Here is a 23,946-nt window from a genome sequence, read left to right on the forward strand (position 1 = left end):
GAAGAAAGACCAGCGCGATTAACCTCTAATTTATTAAAGCATTTTTTAATATTGTAACCGGATGCAAAGCCTTTCTTTTGGTTCCGTCATAAATTTGATGCCTGCAACTCGTTCCATTTGCTGAAATTATGGTGTCCTCAGGGCTCTTCCTTACCGCTGGAAACAATTTAAGCTCCCCTATTTGCATGCTTACTTCATAGTGTTCTTTCTCATATCCAAAGGACCCCGCCATGCCGCAACAACCAGAGCTAATAATGGAAACCGAATAATTTTCCGGTAGGTTGAGCACATCAAACGTTACTTTTTGGTTGCTCAATGATTTTTGATGGCAATGACTGTGAATTTTAACCGTTTTGGCCTCTTTGGTAAACAGGTTTGAGGTAAGTTCCCCTTTTTGTATTTCCTGCGCCAAGAACTCCTCTAACAAGTAGGAGTTTAATGCAATGGCGTTGGTGGTTTCCGTATCCTTGACAAACCTTTTGTACTCATCCCTAAAAGTCAAGACTGCGGAAGGTTCCAATCCAATGACCGGCAACTGTTCATCTGCGAATTTTTTAAGCTTTGGAATATTTTCCAATGCCAATTTTTTGGCCTGTTTTAAAAAACCTTTTGAAAGATAGGTACGTCCGCTTTCAGCATAAAATAGCTGCACATCATAACCCAGTTTAACTAAAAGTTCTATGGCATCCTTGCCCAGTTCAATATCCAAATAATGACTGAACTCGTCAATATACAAAACCACCTTTCTTTTTTTGGCAGGTTGTTGTTTTTTATATAGTTGCAAATGTTTATCAAAATTGAAACTTGAAACTTTTGGAAGACTTCTTTGAGGTGCTACATTGGCCGTTTTCTTTAGCAACCCACCAATTAACGAAGAGTCGTACATAGCATTGGTCAACCCAGATACCTTACTTCCCAATTTGTTGAATTTGGTATTATGGGCAAACAATTTACTGCGCAGGGAATACCCATTTTCCTCTTGGTATTGATATAGAAATTCCGCTTTTAATGTGGCGATGTCCACATTGCTAGGGCACTCGCTGGAGCAAGCTTTACAGCTAAGACAATAATCAAAAACCTCTTTTAGTTCCTTTTGATCAAATTTATTTGCCTTATCGGAATTGGTCAAAAACTCACGTAATGCGTTCGCTCTCCCTCTTGTGGTATGCTTCTCATTTCGGGTGGCATGATAACTTGGGCACATTGCGCCCTTCATACTTTCCGTCTTTCTGCAGTCACCACTACCGTTGCACTTCTCCGCAGCTCTTAAAATACCCTGACTATCCGAGAAATCCAACAAAGTCTCCACTTCCGGTTCTTCCCTATCAATTTCATAGCGAAGGGATTCGTCCATAGGAAAGGCATCCACTATTTTACCGGGGTTGAATATATTTTTAGGGTCAAAATACGACTTCACTCTTTTCAAGAGCTCATAATTCTTTTCCCCGATCATTAGCGGTATGAATTCCGCCCGAACGATACCGTCACCATGTTCCCCACTAAAAGAACCCTTATATTTTTTGGTAAGCTTTGCTACATCCGTAGTAATATCCCTAAAAAGACCAACATCGGTTTTTTTCTTAAGATCAAGGATGGGTCGCAAATGCAATTCCCCCGCACCGGCGTGCGCATAATACACGGCGCTTTGGTTATATCCTTTCATAATTGCGGTAAACTCCGCTATAAAAGCACTGAGGTCTTCCACAGCCACAGCTGTATCCTCAATACAGGCCACCGCTTTCTTGTCCCCTACCATATTACCCAAAAGCCCCAATCCGGCCTTTCTTAATTCGATGGCCTTGTTAATATCCGCCCCATACAATACGGGGTTGGCATAGGACAGCCCAGATTTAGCAACAGTAGCTTGTAAGGAATTTATTTGAACATCCAAGTCTTCTTGGGTGTTGGCCTTTAGCTCCAGCATAAGCAACGCCGCAGGGTCTCCCTCAACAAAGAATCTATTTTTTAATTGCTCTCGGTTATTTTTGGTACAGTCCAAAATTACCTTGTCCATCATCTCACACAAGTGAAGCGAGTGTTCCATCACTGGTGCCACATCCAACAAACAATCTTCTAGCGTGTGATAATGGGTAACTACCATTGCGGCGTATGCAGGAGGTAAATCATCCAACTGCAGAGTGATTTCTGTTGTAAAGGCCAATGTACCTTCACTACCGCTCAGCAATTGGCACATGTTGAAATCTGCCCCATTCTCACTAAAAACGGCATTGTGTAATAATTCATCTACAGCATAACCTGTATTTCTTCTATGTATTTCAGGCTTAGGGAACTGAGCTTCTATCTCTTCCCTTATTTCTTTATTAGATAGCTCTTTATATATGCTGTTGTAAATAGAAGCTTCAAAATCGTACCCTTTCAATTTTTTTTGAAATTCATCTACGGACAGGGATGTAAATTCGGCATCGCTTCCATCAGATAAGATAGTCTTCATTGAAATAATCTTATCCCTGGTTACCCCATATTGTATGGAGGTAGTTCCTGAAGAATTATTACCTACCATGCCCCCGATCATACATCTATTGGCGGTAGATGTATTGGGTCCAAAAAATAGTCCGTGTGGTGCCAGATACTGGTTAAGTTCGTCCCTAATAACCCCAGGTTGTACCGTAACCTGCTTTTTGTCCACATCCAAAGAAACGATTTTTGTGAAGTTTTTAGAAACGTCTACCACAATACCATCGCCCACACATTGCCCTGCCAAGGATGTACCTGCCGTCCTAGGAATGATACCCACTCCATTCTTACTGGCAAAATGGATGATTTTCTTAATATCGTCCGTTGTTTCCGGAAAGGTAACCGCTAAAGGTATTTTACGGTATACAGAGGCATCTGTAGCATATAATGCCTTGGTTAATTCATCAGATAATAACTGGCCTTGAAGGGATGCTCCCAATCCCTCGAGTAAATTTTTATTCAATGGTAGACAATTTTGCTCGCTAAATTAAGTTTTTATGCTTGAACGGAACAGCTTAAAACTGTTTTTAGACAAAATTGAATATGATTATGAAAAAAATGAAGTTACTTGCCTTTTTGGCCTTTTTTGCAGCCCTTAACAGCCTATATTCACAAGAAATATCCGATCATGCCCTAGGTTTAAGATTAGGTGATAGTGATGGCTTTGGCGCTGAAATCTCCTATCAAAAGCTCATAGGTAGATATACCCGGGCAGAAATTGATCTAGGCTGGAGGGACAGCAGGGAATTTGACGCCCTTAAACTTACCGGTATTTACCAATGGGTCTATAATATTGACCGTGGTTTTAACTGGTTCTATGGTGTTGGGGGCGGTGCCGGAAGTGTAGATTTTGCCCCTAAACTTAACAATAACGGCATACCTTACGACCCCGATGGAGGACTATTTGTCTTTGTGGCCGGCGATGTGGGTGTGGAATATAATTTTGATTTTCCATTATTGGTTTCCTTGGATTTTAGACCGGAATTAGGACTTATAGGATATAGCGAGTTTGACAATACCTTTAATTTTGATGTTGCCCTTGGGGTACGGTATCAATTCTAAACCAAAACCACTTAAAAAAAAGCCCTTAACAGCAAATGTTAAGGGCTTTTTTTATTTTAACTATATGACTATTTTTACCGCAACTAAAATCATATAATGAAAAGAATAGTAGCTACCTTATCCATTTTAATTGGCCTTAGTGCTTGTAATCAAAAACCGGAAGGATATACCGTTGATGGGAACATTCGAGGAGAAGTTGAAAACGGCACCAACGTTTATTTGAGAGCTGTAGGTGAGAATGGACAACCTGTAGATGTTGATACCACGAAGTTGGAGAACGGAAAATTCACTTTTACCGGTAAAATGGATGCGCCTGAAATGCATTACCTTTTTGTGGAAAACTTAATGGGATATGCTCCCGTGATTCTTGAAAACGGCACCATCCAATTATCCGCACAAAAGGACAGTCTTGGTATGGCAGAAGTAAAAGGTACACCACAAAATGAAACCTTCACGGATTATATGGAGCAATCCAAGGAACTTACCTTAAGAGCCCAGTCCATTCAACAAGATATGCAACAGGCCAATGTAAGTAGGGATACGGCAACAGCAATTTCCTTACGGGACGAAATGCAGGAGCTTCAGGAAACTTACAAGAATTTTGAACTGGATTACATCAAACAACATCCAGACGCCTTGATTACCGCTCTATTGATAGATCGAGCCGTTGGTACCAGAACCGTAACTGCGGAGGAAGCCCAAACAATGTATGATGCCCTTTCCCCTGAAATCAAAAATACCAAGATCGCCAAAAGTATCATGGAAAAATTGGATGCCCAGAAAAAGGCCGAGGAAAATGAGAAGAATACTTCCATTGGCGCAAAGGCACCTGAATTTACCGCTCCTAATCCAGACGGTAAGGATGTGGCTCTGGCCGATGTTTTAGGCAAAGTTACTTTAATCGATTTTTGGGCTGCCTGGTGCAAACCCTGCAGAGCCGAAAACCCTAATGTAGTATCAGTTTATAACAAGTACCACGATAAGGGATTAAATATTATTGGAGTTTCTTTGGACAGAACGGCCGATGCTTGGAAAAAGGCGATTGAAGACGATGGACTCACATGGAACCATGTTTCGCATGTAGCTTATTTTAATGACCCAATCGCCAAGCTATACAATGTTAATGCTATTCCAGCTGCATTTCTTTTGGACGAAAACGGCGTTATCATTGCTAAAAACCTTCGTGGCCCAGCTTTGGAAGAAAAGGTTGCTGAGCTACTTAATTAGAAAAAACAAAATACACGGAAATAAAAAACCCCGAACATAGCTGTTCGGGGTTTTTAGTTTGAACTATTTCGAGTTAGAATTTATTTCTTACATCATTGAATTCGCCTTTAACAGTTACATTTCCAAGTTTTTTAACCTCCCCAAAAATGTTAACCTCAGAGTCACTGCCTATAAATTCAATGGTTGAACCTTCATTTAAAACCAAGTCCCCATAAATAGTAAGGTTGCCCTCAACTCTAAAGGTTGCCCCTTGGTTTACCGTAATATCCCTACGTCTGTTGTTTCTACCAATGACAAAGGTACCGTTCATTTCAAAAAGTCCATCGCTATTGATATAGGAATTATTTGTTACCGTCCAAGATCCGCAAAGCAATAAAGAACCGTTAACGGTAATCCTATTAAACCTTTTTGCACCGCGATACGCTTTTGTCTCTCCGGAGTTGACAGATAAACTACTGCTACCCCAATAAATTGGTAAATCCTCACAACGCGCAGCTAGACTCGTATCAGGTCTGTTCAGTTTTACAATTTGAAGACCGGATTTTCCAGACGCCGCAAAAATATAATCTCCTTTAGACTCCACGTAATTAATGGAACCATCAAGGTCAATAATACCTACTAAATTGGTATTGTCCTCTTGAGTTTCAGATAAACACAATCCTGCACCACCGTTGGCCATTAACAATACTTCTTCGTTGGTAGCAACTGCGTTGGTAACAATGTTTACCTGTTCTGTTCCTTCCGGATTAAGCATAATAGGCACATACTCCTTTAAGGTTCCACTTGAGCGGTCGTAAATTCCAGCACCTTTAGCGCCTTCAGAGACTACAATTCTGTTATCGTCTATATCCAACGTACGCTTACTGAAATTACCAAAATCTGAATCAATAGCGATTTCCTTATTTACGTTCAATCCTTGGTCAAGGAGTACAATTCCTGTGCTGGCATCCAACACGGCAATAGTTTCATTATGCAAGGCAACTGAGCGTAAATCTGCAAAAGAAGCGTCGGTTACAATGCTTAGGTCAGATTTATTATAAGCTGTAATCAGTCCATCTTTTCCACTCGTTACAAAAACCTTAGTACCGGATACCTCTACGTCAGTAGCATTGAATCCTTCTTGAAAACCATAAGTAAGTCCCGCGCCTGTATCCATTCTTCCTCCAGAAACCGGAATTTTAACTACAAATGAATTAGAAGTTGCCCTTACGGATTTTTCTGAATCTACACCACCAACCGCATAGACATACCCATCATTATATTCTATTGAATTGATATCTGCATTGGTATAGTAGAGCCTTGAAGTTACTTGAGGATCGTTAGGGTTGCTCACATTAACGATATCAATTGCACCGGCATAACCATCCTCTACCGTATTATAGGACACATAGGCATAATCATTGTCCACATGCACGTGAGAAGCTGTTAAGTTCTCAGCTCCAGCATAGGAAGGTGGATCCACTCGGGCTACCAAGGTAAGCGGATAATCTCCAGCTTCCTCTTCGGCCCCTTTGGCAAATTTGCCTGAAAGCGAAGCTTCACTGGCAATTTCCAGCACACCGGCATCATCAAATAAAATACTGTTTTTTAAAACGGATTCGCTTTTTTCCACGGCAACATCCTCAGATGGATCGTTATACACCGTAGTTTCATCGCTACACGATACGGCGAATAAGAGCGCCGCAATAGCGGTTAGGGAAACTCTTTTCATTATAAGCAGGTTTAAATCAATTAGATTTGGGTTCTAATTAAACGTCAAAATTAGGGCAAGTGTATATTTTCGTACAAGTTTTTTCGATGAACGGCCAGAAATGGAGCCGTGAGATGCCCCAAAGTTTCGATGAATGGTAAATAAATAGCTTCTTAAAAAGAAGTGAAATTATATTTTACCCATCTTTTCCATTACGAACAATACAATGATGGGCACGGCCAATAATAAGACCATAAAGGTTTCTTGCACCAATAACTGCGGAAGAAATAGCAAGGTGGAAACATAGCCTCCCACTGCACCACCAAAGTGGGCCGTATGACCAATATTACCTATTCTACTTCGCATCCCATAAATGGAATATAGAAGATATCCAATTCCAAAAACGTAAGCAGGTAACGGTATAGGAATAAACATGAAGCCCAAGCGCATATCAGGTTGTAATAAAATAGCGGCATATAAAACACCTGTTACGGCACCACTAGCACCTACAGCACTATAATAAGGTTCATTTTTATGGAAGAACATGGCCAAAAGACTTCCGGCCAACAAGCTAACGAAATAGACAACCAAAAATTTCCCCGTTCCAAGCCACCCAATCACTACAGGTGCAAAGAAATAAAGGGTGAACATATTAAAAAAAAGATGTGCCCAATCTACATGCAAAAACCCAGAAGTAAGCATTCTATCCTTTTGGCCCGCATTTATAGCCGAAATATTGAACTTATACCTTTCAAAAAATGAAGTATCGTTAAAGCCTTTTAAGGAAACCAGTATATTGGCAGCGATGACCGCTATTGTGGCCAAATCCATATTGTACATGCAACACAACTTATAATCGGTTCAAATATAGCTATATTTGCCAATTAAAACCGAACCATGCAATTGCTTGTTTTTGTTCTGGCCTACCCCCTACTTTGGCTTGTTTCCAGATTACCTTATAGACTTTTTTACGCCTTTTCAGACTTTATTAATTTTATAGTATATAGAATTGCTGGGTATAGGACCAAAGTAGTTAGGGACAATCTTAAAATGGCGCTACCGGATAAATCCGATGAAGAACTAAAAACCATTGAAAAAAAGTTCTACAGACATCTTTGCGATACTTTCCTAGAAATGGTGAAAACAATGGGGCTCTCTAAAGAAGAGGTTAAGAGACGTTACAATGTTGTTAATCCCAATGTGGTACGCGAGCTGGAAAAATCAAAAACAATTTTAGTGGTTTGCTCCCATTATGCCAATTGGGAATGGAACGTGAGCATCAATAACTATTACAGTTCTAAAGGCTATGCAGTTTATCAAAAAATAAGTAACAAGTACTTTGACAGTTGGGTCAAGAAAGTACGCTCTAAGTGGAACACTACCTTAATCACCCAAAAACAGGTGGTTCCTACGGTAGTTAAAAATCATCGTGACAATGTCAGGGGAATTTTTGGAATGGTGAGCGACCAATCTCCCCAAAAGCACTTGGCCCATTACTGGGCAGAATTTATGGGTATAAAAGTTCCTGTAGTTAACGGCGCAGAAATTATGGCACGTAAGATGGACCTTGCCGTGGTTTTTCTAAAAGTATCCAAAGTAAAAAGAGGCTATTATAACGCTGAATTTATACCTATTACCTCTTCTGGGAAACAAACAGAAAAGAATGAAATTACAGATACCTTCTTAAGATTGGCAGAACAACAAATTAAGGAGAGACCGGAACATTACTTATGGACCCATAGACGATGGAAACACAGAAATAGTGTTCCTCAAGAGTTTTTATAGAATTCTAAGAAGTTCTTTTTATATTTCAGGACCAAACCATTTTTACAACCAAAAATTCTAGTGTCCATGGAAATTCTTGAAACCCTCTATGAGGAGCTGGTCGGCTTTTTCGGAATCACCCAAGCTTGGGAAATTTTAAAGTCTGGCAATTATGAGGTCCTTCGAACGTATGAAGGCATTACTACTTTTATTATTCCCATAATTCCTTTATTGGTTTTTTTAGAACTAATTTTAGGATTGGCCTATAAAAAGCCTCAAACACGGGTTTACAAGGTTAATTTTTTAATTTATGTTTTTAACCGTTTTGTAGGAAGGTTTATAGCCATTGCCATGGTTACCCTCTGCATTGGTTGGTTTCAGCCTTTGGCCATATTTCAAACCAGCCCAACTTGGTACTGGTTCATTTACGCCTATATTATTTGGGAATTTGGGCATTTTATTTACCATTACCTTGGCCATAAGGTCCGTTTGTTCTGGTGCCTGCATTCTACGCACCATGCGCCCGAGGATATGAACCTATCGGTAACCTACGCTCATTTCTTTTTGGAAGCGCCTTATGCAGATACTATCAGAACCATTATTTGTATTCTCGCAGGGGTGCAGCCTGAAATGCTTTTTGTTATCATGTTCATTGACGGTACCTACGGAGCATTTATTCATGTTGGAGAGAATGTGATGAAAAAAGCTGATTTTGGTTTTTTAGGCAAGTACATCTTAACACCTTCCCATCACAGGGTACACCATGCGAAAAACCCTTTATATATGGATACCAACTTTTGCAATCTATTGAATATTTGGGACCGCGCCTTTGGCACCTATCAAGAGGAAAAGGAATATGAAAAAATACGTTACGGAATAACCCGTGAAATGGATTCGGGCAATTTTATGGATGTCTATTTTGGAGAATTTGTTGCGCTCGGAAAAGACATTTGGAAAGCCCCTGGCATCAAAAATAAATTGATGTATGTCATAATGCCTCCGGGATGGAACCACACGGGAGCCCATATGACCTCAAAAGTAGTGCGAAGTGAATACTTTAATGCCCAAAAAACTAAGGATAAAGCAGCAGCGTAGCCATTACAATACAATGGTCGCTAGCATAGTTTTCACATAAGACCTTATAATCCAATAATTTCCAACGCCCTGACTGATCAAAAAGAATGTAATCTATTTTTTTAGTTGGGGCTTTAGATGGGTAAGTAGGCTGTTTAACTTCCTCCGAAGCACCTTGTTCAAAAACATTTTTGAGAATTGAAATGGTTTCACTGTTGGGTTCGGCGTTCAAATCGCCCAATAAAAGCGTGGGAATGGAATCCTTATGAAATCGCTCTACCAAAGCCCTTGCCTGCATTTCCCTGTCTTTACTATCCTGTTGATGATCTAAATGCGTACCCACAAACTGGACGATATTCTTATTGGCGGTCTCTACTCGCACGATAGCGGCAGCCCTTGGTTCGGAATCGGGCAAATGTGGCAAGGCCAAATTCTCTGAAGAAACAAAACTCAATTTAGAAAGAATTCCTTCTCCATATTCACCTCCATCGTAATACATGGCACGAGCAAATAAAGGTGCCATTTTAGTACGATAGCCCAACTCCGTAGGCAGGTCATGATTTTTGGCACGCTTGGTTTTAAAATCTACTTCCTGCAATGCTACTAGATGCGGATTATACGATTTTATAATGCCTGCAAGGGAATCCAAATTAAAATCGTTTTCTAAAGTGGCCCCATGTAGTATATTAAAACTCATTACCCTAAGGGTGTCCTGAGCATAGTTCTTATATCCTGATAGAACAAAAAACAATATAAACAGTGCACCCCTAAAGTTGTTCATAATTCGTAAAGTTTAAATTCCGGCTACGGTCTTGATTTCACCAATAATACGATCGGCGAGTTCATCCGCTGCTTGCTGACTCCCTGCTTCGGTATAAATACGGATGATAGGTTCCGTATTGGATTTTCTCAAATGAACCCAATTGTCCGGGAAGTCAATTTTTACCCCGTCTATGGTGGAAATTTCCTCGTCCTTGTATTTTTCGGCCATGGCCTTTAAAATACCGTCCACATCCAATTCAGGAGTCAATTGTATTTTTTTCTTGCTCATAAAATATGCCGGATAACTGGCCCTTAATTCGGCTACCGTCCCACCTCTTTCGGACATCAACATTAAAAACAAGGCTGTACCCACCAAGGCGTCTCGGCCATAATGACTTTCTGGGTAAATAATTCCGCCATTACCTTCTCCTCCAATAATGGCCTCGTTGGCCTTCATTTTGGTCACAACGTTTACTTCTCCGACGGCCGCGGCCTCATAGGTACCACCGTGCTTTTGAGTTACATCTCGCAAAGCTCTTGAAGAAGACAGATTAGAAACGGTATTTCCTTTGGTTTTACCCAACACATAATCGGCACAGGCCACTAAAGTATATTCCTCACCGAACATTTCACCCGTATTATCTATAAACGCCAACCGGTCCACATCGGGATCCACTACAATTCCAAAATCGGCTTCCTCCTCTACCACCAACTTACAAATATCCTCTAAGTGCTCCTTTAAGGGTTCTGGATTATGAGGAAAATGCCCCGTAGGCTGACAATAAAGCTTAACAACCTCTACCCCAATTTCTTGCAATAATTTAGGAATAGCAATACCTCCGGTAGAATTCACACCGTCAACAACCACTTTGAATTTTGATTTTCTGATGACATCGGCATCCACCAAACTTAAATTGAGCACTTCGTCAATATGTATATCTATGTAAGAATCGTTTTTAAGGATGCTTCCCAAATCATCCACTTCCGAAAAAGCGAAATCTTCATCTTCGGCTATTTTTAAAATTTTAGCACCTTGCTCCGCATCTAAAAACTCTCCTTTTTCATTAAGCAACTTCAATGCATTCCATTGTTTAGGATTGTGGCTGGCCGTTAGAATAATTCCGCCATCCGCTTTTTCCAAGGGCACCGCAATTTCTACTGTAGGGGTTGTAGATAGGTCCAAATCCACCACATCTATTCCCAATCCTACCAAAGTGGAAACCACCAAATTTTGTATCATTTCACCGGAGAGACGGGCATCGCGACCAATAACCACTGTCAATTTCTCTTTTTTGGAATAATCTTTTAACCAAGTACCGTAGGCCGCCGTAAATTTTACCGCATCTATAGGTGTTAAATTATCGCCAGGATTGCCTCCAATGGTTCCTCTAATTCCAGAAATTGATTTTATCAGTGTCATATTTTAAAAATCTAGTAAAAGTTTTAGCAAATATAATGGTCTACATCAAAACCTACGTAAGCAATTTGTAAATTCGAGGCAATGAATTTTCTTGCACACATCTACCTTTCTTTTGACGATGAAGAAATCACCATTGGCAATTTCATTGCCGATAGCATTAGGGGAAACAGATTTGACCACCTGCCCGAAAAAGTTCAAAAAGGAATTTTACTACACCGTGAAATCGATACGTTTACCGATTCACATCAAATTCCGAAAATAAGCAGCAAACGCCTGCACAAAAATTACAGCCATTATAGCCGTGTCATCGTAGATATTTTTTACGACCACTTTTTGGCAAAAAACTGGGAAAATTACAGTGAAATTCCGCTGGATTCCTATGTTGAGAGTTTCTACGACCTTTTAGAAAACCACTACCCTATTTTGCCGCAGGGTACCAAAAGAATGATGCCCTATATGATTGCGGATAATTGGATCTATAATTATTCTAAAATGGAAGGTATAGGGAAGGTACTGAACGGTATGAACCGGCGCACCCAAAATCGTTCAAAAATGAATTTTGCCATTGTAGACCTTGAAAAACATTACGACGATTTTGAAAAGGAATTCACAGATTTCTTTGAAGAACTGATTGTCTTTTCAAAGCACAAATATATATCCCTAATTGACTAACTAAACACCTGACCGATCATGAAAAAAAGTCCTTTAGCAAAAATCTTATTTTTTCTTGCTCTATTAGCATTTGTTAACTGCCGTACCAAACCAGCGGCCCCCACGGGTGTAGTAGCCGAAAAAGCGATGGTGGTATCCGCAAGGGAAGAAGCATCTAAAATTGGTGTTGAAATATTAAAAAAAGGAGGTAACGCCTTTGACGCTATGGTAGCTACAGAAATGGCCTTGGTAATAGCATACCCCTTTGCGGGGAATTTAGGTGGCGGGGGATTTATGGTCTACCGCAAAGCAGACGGTGATGTAGGCGCATTGGATTACCGCGAAAAAGCGCCTCTTTCCGCTCATAAGGACATGTATTTGGATTCCCTTGGAAATGTTATTCCCAATATGAGCACTAAGGGAGCTACCGCAGTTGGAGTGCCAGGAACAGTGGCCGGGATGATGGCGGTTCATAAAAAATTCGGCTCCCTGCCCCTAGAAGAAATTTTTGCCCCGGTTATCGAATTGGCCGAAAAAGGTATTGTCGTTACCGAAAACCAAGCCAAGCGATTTGAGTGGGCCAAAGAGCAAATATTAGAAGTGAACGATAGTTCAACCACCTTTCCCATTGATAGCAAGGTGAACGATATGGTTACCTATCCGGCATTGGCCAAAACCATGCGTATCATAGCCCAAAAAGGACACGATGGGTTTTACAAGGGGGAAGTAGCCCAAACCTTGGCCGCCTTTATTCAAGATAAAGGAGGTTTCGTAACGGAAGAAGATCTAGCCAAATACGAAGCCGTATGGCGACAGCCCATTATTTTTAATTATAAAGGTTTAAGGATTATCTCTATGAGTCCCCCAAGTAGTGGCGGGGTAACCATCCATCAGATATTTAAAATGATAGAGCCCCATGATATTGGCCAATATGGGCCGAATTCGGAAAAAGCGATTCAATTATTTACGGAAGCTGCACGCCGCGCCTATGCGGATAGGAATTATTATTTAGGCGATCCAGATTTTACCGATATTCCTTTGGATGTGCTCTTGAGCAAATCATATTTAAAGGAGCGTATGGCCGATTTTTCTTTTGAAAAAGCCACGAAATCCGAAGAGGTAAAAGAAGGAAACATCCAAATGGCCGAAAGTATGGAAACCACCCACTATTCAATTGTTGACGCCGCAGGAAATGCCGTATCTGTCACCACCACTCTCAACGGTGCCTATGGATCAAAGCTTTATAGTGATGAACTGGGTTTCTTTCTAAATAACGAAATGGATGATTTTAGCGCAAAAGCTGGTGTACCCAATATGTTTGGACTCATAGGTGCCGAGGCCAATAGCATTTCACCAGAAAAAAGAATGCTGAGTAGCATGACTCCCACCATTGTAGAAAAGGAAGGCAAACTTTGGATGGTGGTAGGTACACCCGGAGGCTCTACCATTATAACCGCCGTAGCACAGACCATTTTAAATGGATACGAATTTAATATGAGCATGCAAGAGGCGGTAAATGCCCCCAGATTTCATCACCAATGGTTGCCAGATGTTGTTATCTTTGAACCGGAAGGTTTTTCGCAAGAACTGAAAGACAATTTAAAATCCAAGGGCTATAATATCAATGAAGAGCGCACTCCAATCATTGGAAAAGTAGATGCTATTCGAGTGTTGGAAGATGGTCGATTGGAAGGTGGTGCCGATAAACGGGGGGACGATACCGCCGTAGGTTTTTAATTAGAAAATGAAAAAGTTATTATGACTATTGAAGTTTTACACAAATTTGAACTTAATAATAAAAATCAGGAACGAATACGAACCCTGTACAAACAGCTGAACGATACCATAATCCCCCGACCCTTACATCAGGTACTACAAGAAGACAACCATGTTATATTCATGGTCTGTAAGGATGAGAAGGAAGAAATTGTAGGCATCGCACTAATGGCCACCTATAAAGTAGTTTCCGGGTTTAGGGGCTTGGTAGAAGATGTTGTTGTTGATGAGGCCTACCGAGGAAAAGGAATTGGCCGAATGCTTATGGAAAGTCTGCTCGAGGAAGCAAGAAGAAAAAGCATAGATGAAGTTATGCTGTTCACGGGTCATCATAGAACACCTGCCATCAACCTTTACAAAAGCCTCGGATTTAAAATCAGGGAAAGTGGCGTTTACAATTTGAGCTTTAGAAAATAAGAATCAGACTTTCTTTACATGTTTAAGTTGCCCTTTAAGCTCTTCCATGGATTCCTGTAATTGTTTAAGAAGGCCTTTTTCGGTGCTTGCGTCTTCTCCAAAGGTGATGCGGCTGCTCACCTGCCATAATTCCTGAATCTGAAAGGGCTTTATTTCATACGGAGGATAGGATTCATTGAGGGATACCAAGGTTATATTATTGGAATTGGGCCTCCGCTCTATTTTTTTGACCAGAACTGCATCTTGAAGCACCACCACGTACATCTTATTGGGACTTACATCATCTATATGCTCAACGGCTTTCGCCAAAACCCACTCCCCCGGTCTTAAATTGGGCAGCATACTGTCTCCCTCAACCTGAAAACCCCGGTAGGTGGCATTTCTAAATTCCGGGATGGGCAAATCAAAAGCCGGTAGCTGCTGGTACCAACTGGTATCCTGTATGTTCTGAGGATAGCCGGCAGCAGCTTTCGCATTTACCAGCACCATATTCTCACGGTCTTCGGCATCTACGGTAACCACTTTAGGAATAACACTGGTATGCGAGGTTTCCAGATGTTTGTTCTCACTTTCACCAAACAACCATAGCGGATTTATTTTAAATTGCTTTAAAAGCTCGGCTACAACCTTTCCGGAGAGTTTGGTGCGCCCCCTTTCAATATCTGCAGTCGTGTTTTTAACACCGATTAGATTGGCAAATTCGGCCTGGGTGTACCCTAACTCCCTTCGTAAATCTGTAAATCGTTTTAAGGTTAGCTCGTTCTCCATACTTCAAAAACTTATTGATTTTCAAATCCATACCTCTTATAAAAGCCGAAAAACTTTTCTAAGTAGCACTCAAATATACATTTTTTGGACATATTCCATTAATTTTTTTGGATTATTTCCATATTTAGGATTTAATCCATAATTTTGGAATAATTACAATAAATGCTATGTCATTCGAGAGAATTAAAGAAAAATTGAATATTCTGGCAGATGCTGCCAAGTATGATGTGAGCTGCGCCAGTAGCGGTAGTAACAGGACAAATAAAAATAAAGGGCTTGGAAATAGTACGGGCATGGGCATCTGTCATAGCTATACGGAAGATGGGCGCTGCGTATCCTTATTAAAAATATTAATGACCAACTATTGCATTTATGATTGTGCTTATTGCGTAACCCGTAAAAGCAACGATATTAAAAGGGCCGCTTTTAAAATTCAGGAAGTAGTTGACCTTACCATCAACTTCTATCGCAGAAATTATATTGAAGGTCTGTTCTTGAGTTCAGGAATCTTCAAAAGTGCCGATTATACCATGGAACGTTTGGTGGCGGTAGCCAAAAAGCTTCGGGAGGAGGAGAATTTCAATGGTTATATTCATCTAAAATCGATTCCCGGTGCAAGTGATGAGCTGATGCGAGAAGCGGGGTTATATGCAGATCGTCTTTCGGTAAATATTGAAGTTCCAACAGTATCAGGATTAAAATTATTGGCTCCCGATAAAAATTATGAAGATTTCACCAAGCCTATGCTCAAGGTAAAAAATGAAATTCTTCAATATAAAGCGGAGAAAAAAATCATAAAGAGTACTCCCAAATACGCCCCAGCAGGCCAAAGTACGCAAATGATAATTGGCGCCACAGGGGAATCGGATAAGGACATCATGTATTCTGCCACCCATTACTACAAGAACTACCACATGAAACGGGTGTATTACTCGGGTTACGTACCTGTTGCGGAAGACAAAAGATTGCCAGCCATAGGGTCTCAAGTACCTTTATTGCGAGAAAACAGACTTTACCAAACCGATTGGCTATTACGATTTTACGGTTTTCATGTCAAGGAGATTTTGAATGCAGATTTCCCAAACTTGGATATGGATGTGGACCCTAAACTGGGGTGGGCCCTTAGAAACATGCAGCACTTTCCAGTAGATGTTAACCGGGCGGATAAGGCTATGCTAGCAAGAATTCCGGGAATAGGAATGCAATCCGTTCACAAGATTATAAACGCCCGAAAGTTTCGAAAACTCAATTGGGAGCACCTTAAAAATATTGGAATTGCCTTGAACAGGGCAAAATATTTTATGATATGTGATTCCAGCAAATGGGAAAAAAGAGATTTGGAACCTAGTAGAATCAAAGGCCTAATTCTTCAAAATTCTTCCGGCAAATTTCGAAAAGAATACTCTAACCAATTACAACTCTTTTCATGATAGTTTAAAAGAACCCTAATGCACTTAGAAAATGATCAATTCAAAAATTTTAGTTTATGATGGTAGCTTCAACGGCTTTTTAACTGCGGTTTTTACCGCCTTTGACGAAAAAGTATCCGTTAGCGATATTCAAAGGGAGGATGAATACCAAAGTGGATTGTTTTCAGAATCGGAAACGGTCATTACGGACAATGTAAAAGCTAAACGGGTATGGTATGGCATTGACAAAAAAAGTCATACGGCCATCAAGCAAATCTATTTTGCCTTTTTAAGTGAAAGCAAGGGTATAGAGATGCTTTTGTACCGTTACATTAGAAAATTGTTCTCAAAATTGGATACTTCCCCTTCCGATTATTCTGATGGAATAGTCCTAAAAATTTCCCAACTGGCAAAATCCGTAGGTCGTGAAAAACATCGTATGGAAGCTTTTGTGCGTTTTCAGCTCACCAAGGATGGAATTTATTTTGCGAATATAGAACCTGATTTTAATGTACTTCCCTTGATTTCAAAACATTTTAGAAGTAGATATGCGGACCAATATTGGTTGATTTATGATGTGAAACGTAAATACGGACTCTATTACGATTTAAAAAAGGTGGAGGTTGTAACTATGGATCTAAAAGAATTACTCACCAATAGGATCCATAAAAGTGATTCGCTCACCCCTGCCGAATATGACTTTCAAGACCTTTGGAACAACTACTTTAAAAGCACCAATATTAAAAGTAGGATCAACCTAAAACTTCATCAACAGCATGTACCCAAAAGATATTGGAAATACCTCAGTGAAAAGAGGGAAGTTGTATAGGGGTAGAAAGAGTTGATTGTCCTAAAATCTAAGGCTTTAGAGCGCTAGAAATAGATAAGGTCAGCTTCTTGATTACTGCTTAAAACCGTACCTTTGCAGCTTTGCTATCGAAAATGATAAATTACGAAGAAAATATAGAGGTAAAGGGCGCCCGCGTTCACAACCTCAAGAATATAGATGTTACCATTCCCCGAGAAAAACTGGTAGTAATAACTGGACTTTCCGGTAGTGGAAAATCCTCCTTGGCTTTTGATACTATTTATGCGGAGGGCCAACGTCGTTACATAGAAACTTTCTCGGCTTATGCAAGGCAATTTCTTGGCGGACTGGAACGGCCCGATGTTGATAAAATCGATGGCCTTTCCCCTGTAATCGCCATTGAGCAGAAGACCACTTCCAAATCGCCTCGATCCACTGTAGGAACCATAACCGAAATTTATGACTTCTTGCGCTTGCTTTTTGCGCGTGCTGCGGATGCCTATAGTTATAATACCGGGGAAAAAATGGTGAGCTATAGCGATGAGCAGATTAAAGAGCTCATTAAGGAAAATTATAATGGAAAAAAGATAAATGTGCTGGCTCCCGCCATTAAATCCAGAAAAGGCCACTATCGGGAGCTTTTTGAACAGATAGGCAAGCAAGGTTTTGTAAAGGTTAGAGTAGACGGCGAAATTAAGGATATTGTAAAGGGCATGAAAGTAGACCGTTACAAGACCCATGATATTGAAATTGTAATCGATCGCCTAAAAGTGAGCGATACCGAGGAAATGGATAAGCGTCTTAGCGAAACCATCAATACGGCCATGTACAGTGGGGATAATGTGCTCATGATTTTGGAAGAAGGCCAAACGGAAGCGCGGTATTTTAGCAGGGACCTCATGTGTCCTACTACCGGTATCTCCTACCCTGTTCCTGAACCAAATACATTTTCGTTCAATTCCCCAAAAGGAATGTGCCCTAATTGTAATGGTTTGGGCCATGTTCATGAGGTGAACGAAAATAAAATTTTTCCCAATAAAAAGCTTAGTATTAAATCTGGGGGCATAGCTCCTCTGGGTGATTATAAAAAATCATGGGCCTTTAAGCAGGTAGAAACCATTGCGCAGCGATATGAATTTGAATTGACCGACCCCATTGAAAAAATACCTGCGGAAGCAATGCAAGTTTTGTTGCACGGGGGCAATGAAAGTTTTGAAGTCAATTCCAAAACCCTAGGTGTAAAACGAACCTACAAAATTGATTATGAAGGCATCGCTAATTTTATAAAAAATCAATATGAAGAGGCAGGCACTACTTCCCTAAAGCGCTGGGCCAAAGATTTTATGGACAAGATTACGTGTCCCGTTTGTGAAGGTTCTCGATTGCGCAAAGAATCACTTAATTTCAAGATTGGTGAGAAAAATATTGCTGAGTTGGCCCACATGGATATAACGGACCTCTCTGATTTTTTTCAAAATTTGGAAAGTAGTCTTTCTGGAAACCAAAAGAAAATAGCCGAAGAAATCATTAAGGAAATCAAGGCTAGAATTAACTTTTTATTGGATGTAGGCCTTGATTACCTTTCCCTAAACCGTAGTTCTAAATCTTTATCGGGTGGTGAAGCACAGCGAATTCGGTTGGCAACACAGATTGGTTCCCAATTGGTGGGAGTGCTCTATATTTTGGACGAGCCCAGTATAGGTTTGCATCAAAGGGACAATACCCGCTTGATACAATCATTGGAATCCCTGCGAGATATTGGCAACTCTGTAATCGTCGTGGAGCATGATCGTGATATGATAGAACGAGCAGACCATGTAATCGATATTGGTCCTAAGGCAGGAAAACACGGCGGACAGATCATTTCAGAAGGTACTCCAGCAGAATTAAAAAATTACGATACGCTCACAGCAGGCTATATGACGGGAGCCAAGGAAATTGCTGTTCCGGAAAAACGTCGTGAAGGAAACGGAAAAAAAATTGTCCTATCTGGCTGTACCGGCAATAATCTAAAAAACGTCACCGTAGAATTTCCATTAGGTAAAATGATCGGAGTAACCGGTGTTTCAGGTAGTGGTAAATCTACGCTGATCAATGAGACCCTTTACCCTATCATGAATGCCCACTATTTTAATGGTGTCAAAAAACCCATGCCCTATAAAAAAATTAAAGGGTTGGAGCATATAGATAAAGTGATTGACATTAACCAATCTCCTATTGGAAGAACACCGCGATCCAATCCTGCCACTTACACCGGTGTTTTTAGTGAGATTCGTTCACTTTTCGCCAAAACTCCAGAAGCGGCCATTAGAGGTTACAAACCGGGCAGGTTCAGTTTTAATGTGAAAGGCGGTAGGTGTGAAACATGTCAAGGTGGCGGACTTCGGGTAATAGAAATGAACTTTTTGCCGGACGTATATGTTGATTGCGAAACCTGTAATGGTAAACAGTTCAATAGAGAAACCCTAGAAATACGCTACAAAGGCAAATCCATCGCAGATGTATTGGAAATGACCATTAATGAAGCGGTAGATTTCTTTGAAAACATTCCTAAAATCCACAGAAAACTAAAAACCATTAAAGATGTGGGCCTTGGTTACATCTCCTTGGGACAACAATCCACCACCCTATCAGGTGGGGAAGCACAACGAATAAAATTAGCCACTGAACTATCAAAAAGGGACACGGGCAACACCTTTTATATCTTAGACGAACCTACAACGGGGCTTCATTTTGAAGATATTCGTGTTCTTATGGAAGTTTTGAACAAATTGGTAGACAAAGGAAACACCATTTTGGTCATTGAGCACAATATGGATGTTATCAAAATGGCAGATTATATCATCGATATTGGTTATGAAGGTGGACGTGGGGGTGGCATGGTAGTTGCTAAAGGAACACCGGAAGAGGTGGCCAAGGACAACAAGAGTTACACGGCAAAGTTTCTTAAAAAGGAATTGCCCCATTCCTAGAGTACGCCTCACCAGGACTTGCTAGAAGTATAAAATAAAGCTTAAATTCGGCATCGCTGAATATTGAAACTGCACATATATGCGTAAGGAACAACATCATAAAGGGTGGAATGAAATAAAAACAAACGATTCTTGGGCCATTTTCAAGATAATGGGAGAGTTTGTGAACGGATTTGAAAAAATGGGTACTATAGGCCCCTGCGTCTCTATATTTGGGTCGGCAAGAACCAAGCCCGGAGCCAAGTATTATGAATTATCGGTATCTATCGCCGAAAAAATTGCGGAAGCTGGTTACGGAATAATTACGGGAGGCGGACCTGGAATTATGGAGGCAGGAAACAAAGGTGCACATCAAGCCGGTGGAACTTCAGTGGGGCTAAACATAGATTTACCTTTTGAACAACATGACAATCCGTTCATTGACCCGGACAAAAGTCTTGACTTTGATTATTTCTTTGTTCGTAAAGTAATGTTCGTGAAGTACTCACAAGGTTTTGTAGTAATGCCCGGTGGTTTTGGTACCTTGGACGAACTTTTTGAGGCCATCACTTTGATTCAAACCAATAAAATTGAAAAATTCCCTATTATTCTCGTGGGTACGGAATTTTGGTCCGGATTAATGGATTGGGTAAAGAATACCATGCTGGAGGTAAAGAATATTAGTCCGCATGATCTGGACCTGATTAAAATGGTAGACACGGCAGATGAAGTGGTAGAAATTATTGACGCATTCTACAAAGGGCACACCCTAAGTCCTAACTTCTAATTCTATTTTTTGGTACATAAATTCCCCATAACGGCTGCGCTATTCCTAGCCCTATTTTTTACGGCTACTGGCGTAACCATGGCTCAGCATATCAATACTTTAACGGCCAGTTTAGATGGGGAAACCAAGCAAATAAACGTACAGCAGGAATTCATTTATAAAAATGACTCCGATGTTATTTTAAACATTCTGTATTTTAACGATTGGGCCCATGCCTATTCCGATAAAAATACAGGGCTAGCCAAAAGATTTGATGAAGAGTTTAAAAAGAGTCTTCATTTGGCAAAAGATGAAGAAAGGGGTTTTACCACTATTTTAAGTGCCGTTGATGACAATTATCGAGGATTGCGTTGGAAACGAACCACTGAAAAGGACATCATAAGAATAGAACTAAATTCGCCTTTACGACCTGGCGAGACGGCAAAACTTTTTCTTACCTATACGGTTCAATTGCCGGAAAATAAATTTACGTCCTACGGCTACGATAAACGAAATAATTATTACTTAAAGGACTGGTACCTTACCCCATCCTATTTTGATGGGTCTTGGCACCTCTATAGCAACAAAAACCTTGAGGATATCCATACGGATGTAACGCATACCAATGTAAATTTCACATTCCCAAGAGATTTACATTTAGTTTCAAATTTTGAAGTTTTGGGAAGTAGTCAATTCTCAAATGGACAAATTGCACAGTTAAGGGCTTTGCAGCAAAAGAACTGTGAAATCATACTCACTCAAGAAAGACGCTTCCTTACCCACGTAACCCCTCAAATGACAGTAGTAACGGATATTGAGGCTCCTAAATACAATGTGGTGGGTAAAGGTTTGTCCATCAATAGGGTGACTGAGTTTATCAGTCAAAACCTAGGTAAATACCCCCATGCCCATTTGTTGGTAAGTGAGTTGGATTATAAAAAGAATCCATTATATGGCATTAATCAATTACCATCATTTATAAGACCCTATGAAGAACAATTTCAATATGAAATGAAGTTCCTAAAAACGGCTTTGATCAATATTTTGGAAGAAACTCTTTTTCTAGATGCCAGAAAGGATCAATGGTTAACGGATGCAATTGCCAATTATTTAATGATCGAATACGTTAATCAATATTACCCCGATCAAAAATTACTTGGTAAACTTTCAAGGATATGGGGCGTAAGAAGTTTTAATTTGGCAAAGATGCATTTTAATGAGCAGTATCCGTTTCTTTACATGCTCACCTCGAGAAAAAATCTGGACCAACCCCTACTTACCTCAAATGATAGCCTTATTAGGTTCAACCAAAAAATAGCCAATAAATATAAAGCAGGCCTAGGCCTCTCTTATTTGGCAAGTTATGTAGGAAAAGAAAAAATTGACGAGGGAATAAAGACCTTTTATAAGCACTATCAACTGAGCAAGGTAAAAACCTTGGATTTTGAATCCATCATGAAGCGTATGACGGATAAAAATATTGATTGGTTTTTTCAAGACTATGTTTCAACAGATCGTAAAATCGATTTCAAAATTAAAAATGTTGAAAAGACCAAAGATTCCCTTCATATAACCATAAAGAATAAAAAAGGCACCAATGTTCCCATTTCACTCTTTGGCTTAAAAAACGATAGTGTGGTATCCAAATATTGGTTTTCCAATATTGATGATCAAAAGGTAGTTAGTATCCCTAGAAATGATGAAAAAAGGTTGGTACTAAACTACGATCAGAAAATTCCAGAATTTAATCAGAGAGACAACTGGAAATCCTTGGGTGGTTTCTTCTCTAGTAATAAAAAACTGAAATTTACCTTTTTTAAAGATTCGGAAAACCCTTATTACAACCAGGTTTTTTATGTACCGGTACTAAATTTTAATATTTATGATGGATGGACGCCTGGTTTAAGATTGTACAATAAAACGTTCTTGGAAAGGCCATTTGTTTATGATGTTGCTCCCAGTTATTCTTTTCGCGAACAATCTTTTGTTGGTTCCGGAAGCATTAGTTACCGCAAATATCTTAGCAAAAGTGGACTTTACGTAGCTAATTATGCTTTGGGGGCATCTACCTACCATTTTCAGGAAAATTCCAGATATACTAAAATAACCCCTTCTTTTTCCTTAGGCTGGCGGCCCGATCACCTGATTTCCAACAAAAGGGAATTTCTTTCCTTTAGGTTCATCAATGTTTTAAGAAATAAGGATGAAAATTTAATCGATTTTGAAACCCCTCCGGATTATAGTGTTTTTAATGTAAGATATACTAATCACAACCCAGGGATCATTAACTATTTATCTTGGTTTGCAGATGGTCAGCACGCAAAGGATTTCTCCAAGCTATCCTTTGAAATGGAATACCGGCAACTTTTTGAAAGTAACAGGCAATTAAACCTTCGTTTTTTTGCTGGAAAATTTTTGAGGAACAATACAACAGACTACAGAGACCCTAACTTTTTCAGCTTTGCTTTGGACAGACCTACGGATTACCTTTTTGACTATGGCTATTTAGGGCGTTCAGAAGATTCTGGACTATATAGTCAGCAAATTATAATCGCAGAAGGTGGTTTTAAATCCTTTATGCCAGAGCGGTTTCGCTTTGCCAATGATTGGATGGCAACCATTAACAGCAGTGTTAATCTTTGGAGGTGGATTGAGGTTTATGGGGATTTGGGCTACGTTAAAAACAAAGGTATCCCCGCCAAATTTGTTTACGACTCCGGCGTGCGGCTCAATCTGCTCACCGATTATTTTGAACTTTATTTTCCTCTTTATTCCAATAACGGCTGGGAAATTTCCCAACCTAACTACGGTGAAAAGATTAGATTTATCATCACAGTGAGCCCCAAAACCTTAACCGGTTTATTTACAAGAAAGTGGTTCTAATTTATTAAAAAATCCTCAGTTAAACGGTGTTTTTTTATTTATA

At 40.0% G+C, this 23,946-nt stretch carries 18 protein-coding genes; 12 read left to right on the top strand and 6 right to left on the bottom strand.

Annotated features, from left to right (window positions below; genetic code table 11):
- Window positions 1-25: 25 nt before the first annotated feature.
- Entirely contained in the window at window positions 26-2,938 is a 2,913-nt protein-coding gene (locus BIZ36_RS07815) for an FAD-binding and (Fe-S)-binding domain-containing protein (RefSeq protein ID WP_187457326.1), read from the bottom strand.
- An 86-nt stretch (window positions 2,939-3,024) separates the two neighbouring features.
- Between BIZ36_RS07815 and BIZ36_RS07820 the strand changes: the two genes are divergently transcribed.
- Window positions 3,025-3,537 carry a hypothetical protein gene (locus BIZ36_RS07820; protein ID WP_222937307.1) on the top strand — a complete coding sequence of 171 codons (513 nt, stop codon included), beginning with the start codon at window positions 3,025-3,027 and terminating at the stop codon, window positions 3,535-3,537.
- A 96-nt stretch (window positions 3,538-3,633) separates the two neighbouring features.
- A complete protein-coding gene (locus BIZ36_RS07825; protein ID WP_187457327.1) occupies window positions 3,634-4,764 on the top strand; it encodes a TlpA disulfide reductase family protein in 1,131 nt (376 codons plus the stop codon).
- 73 nt (window positions 4,765-4,837) lie between these two features.
- Here the strand turns inward: BIZ36_RS07825 and BIZ36_RS07830 are convergent, their stop codons facing one another.
- On the bottom strand, window positions 4,838-6,475 hold the full coding sequence (locus BIZ36_RS07830; protein ID WP_187457328.1) for an LVIVD repeat-containing protein: 1,638 nt from the start codon (window positions 6,473-6,475) through the stop codon (window positions 4,838-4,840).
- A gap of 168 nt (window positions 6,476-6,643) precedes the next feature.
- Complete coding sequence (locus BIZ36_RS07835) at window positions 6,644-7,294, bottom strand: rhomboid family intramembrane serine protease (RefSeq protein WP_187457329.1); 651 nt, start codon at window positions 7,292-7,294, stop codon at window positions 6,644-6,646.
- A 57-nt stretch (window positions 7,295-7,351) separates the two neighbouring features.
- Here BIZ36_RS07835 and BIZ36_RS07840 point away from each other — a divergent pair, with 57 nt between their 5' ends.
- A complete protein-coding gene (locus tag BIZ36_RS07840; protein ID WP_187457330.1) occupies window positions 7,352-8,239 on the top strand; it encodes a lysophospholipid acyltransferase family protein in 888 nt (295 codons plus the stop codon).
- A gap of 66 nt (window positions 8,240-8,305) precedes the next feature.
- Complete coding sequence (locus tag BIZ36_RS07845; protein ID WP_187457331.1) at window positions 8,306-9,313, top strand: sterol desaturase family protein; 1,008 nt, start codon at window positions 8,306-8,308, stop codon at window positions 9,311-9,313.
- On the opposite strand, the gene BIZ36_RS07850 is transcribed toward BIZ36_RS07845, so the two are convergent.
- Entirely contained in the window at window positions 9,291-10,073 is a 783-nt protein-coding gene (locus BIZ36_RS07850) for an endonuclease/exonuclease/phosphatase family protein (RefSeq protein WP_187457332.1), read from the bottom strand. The genes BIZ36_RS07845 and BIZ36_RS07850 overlap by 23 nt on opposite strands.
- A gap of 12 nt (window positions 10,074-10,085) precedes the next feature.
- Window positions 10,086-11,474 (bottom strand): phosphoglucosamine mutase, encoded by a 1,389-nt coding sequence (gene glmM / locus BIZ36_RS07855; RefSeq protein ID WP_187457333.1) that lies wholly within the window; start codon window positions 11,472-11,474, stop codon window positions 10,086-10,088.
- 81 nt (window positions 11,475-11,555) lie between these two features.
- On the opposite strand from glmM, the gene BIZ36_RS07860 reads away from it, so the two are divergent.
- Genes BIZ36_RS07860 through BIZ36_RS07870 form a run of 3 tightly spaced genes read left to right on the top strand, consistent with a single transcriptional unit; the run spans window position 11,556 to window position 14,318 of the window.
- A complete protein-coding gene (locus tag BIZ36_RS07860; protein ID WP_187457334.1) occupies window positions 11,556-12,146 on the top strand; it encodes an acyl carrier protein phosphodiesterase in 591 nt (196 codons plus the stop codon).
- 18 nt (window positions 12,147-12,164) lie between these two features.
- Window positions 12,165-13,862 (top strand): gamma-glutamyltransferase, encoded by a 1,698-nt coding sequence (gene ggt / locus BIZ36_RS07865; protein WP_187457335.1) that lies wholly within the window; start codon window positions 12,165-12,167, stop codon window positions 13,860-13,862.
- A gap of 21 nt (window positions 13,863-13,883) precedes the next feature.
- Complete coding sequence (locus BIZ36_RS07870; protein ID WP_187457336.1) at window positions 13,884-14,318, top strand: GNAT family N-acetyltransferase; 435 nt, start codon at window positions 13,884-13,886, stop codon at window positions 14,316-14,318.
- Window positions 14,319-14,321: 3 nt separating this feature from the next.
- On the opposite strand, the gene BIZ36_RS07875 is transcribed toward BIZ36_RS07870, so the two are convergent.
- On the bottom strand, window positions 14,322-15,086 hold the full coding sequence (locus BIZ36_RS07875) for an XRE family transcriptional regulator (protein WP_187457337.1): 765 nt from the start codon (window positions 15,084-15,086) through the stop codon (window positions 14,322-14,324).
- 167 nt (window positions 15,087-15,253) lie between these two features.
- On the opposite strand from BIZ36_RS07875, the gene BIZ36_RS07880 reads away from it, so the two are divergent.
- The 5 genes from BIZ36_RS07880 (at window position 15,254) to BIZ36_RS07900 (ending at window position 23,903) form a co-directional block, all read left to right on the top strand.
- On the top strand, window positions 15,254-16,516 hold the full coding sequence (locus tag BIZ36_RS07880; protein ID WP_187457338.1) for a putative DNA modification/repair radical SAM protein: 1,263 nt from the start codon (window positions 15,254-15,256) through the stop codon (window positions 16,514-16,516).
- A 31-nt stretch (window positions 16,517-16,547) separates the two neighbouring features.
- Window positions 16,548-17,324 (top strand): TIGR03915 family putative DNA repair protein, encoded by a 777-nt coding sequence (locus tag BIZ36_RS07885; protein WP_187457339.1) that lies wholly within the window; start codon window positions 16,548-16,550, stop codon window positions 17,322-17,324.
- Window positions 17,325-17,437: 113 nt separating this feature from the next.
- Window positions 17,438-20,275 carry an excinuclease ABC subunit UvrA gene (uvrA, locus tag BIZ36_RS07890; protein ID WP_187457340.1) on the top strand — a complete coding sequence of 946 codons (2,838 nt, stop codon included), beginning with the start codon at window positions 17,438-17,440 and terminating at the stop codon, window positions 20,273-20,275.
- A 79-nt stretch (window positions 20,276-20,354) separates the two neighbouring features.
- Window positions 20,355-21,041, top strand: a complete 687-nt coding sequence (locus BIZ36_RS07895; RefSeq protein WP_187457341.1) for an LOG family protein — start codon at window positions 20,355-20,357, stop codon at window positions 21,039-21,041.
- 9 nt (window positions 21,042-21,050) lie between these two features.
- Window positions 21,051-23,903 carry a gluzincin family metallopeptidase gene (locus BIZ36_RS07900; RefSeq protein ID WP_222937308.1) on the top strand — a complete coding sequence of 951 codons (2,853 nt, stop codon included), beginning with the start codon at window positions 21,051-21,053 and terminating at the stop codon, window positions 23,901-23,903.
- Window positions 23,904-23,946 lie beyond the last annotated feature (43 nt).

Origin of the sequence: Cytophaga sp. FL35, assembly GCF_014349235.1 — a bacterium.
Taxonomy (GTDB): Bacteria; Bacteroidota; Bacteroidia; order Flavobacteriales; family Flavobacteriaceae; genus Euzebyella.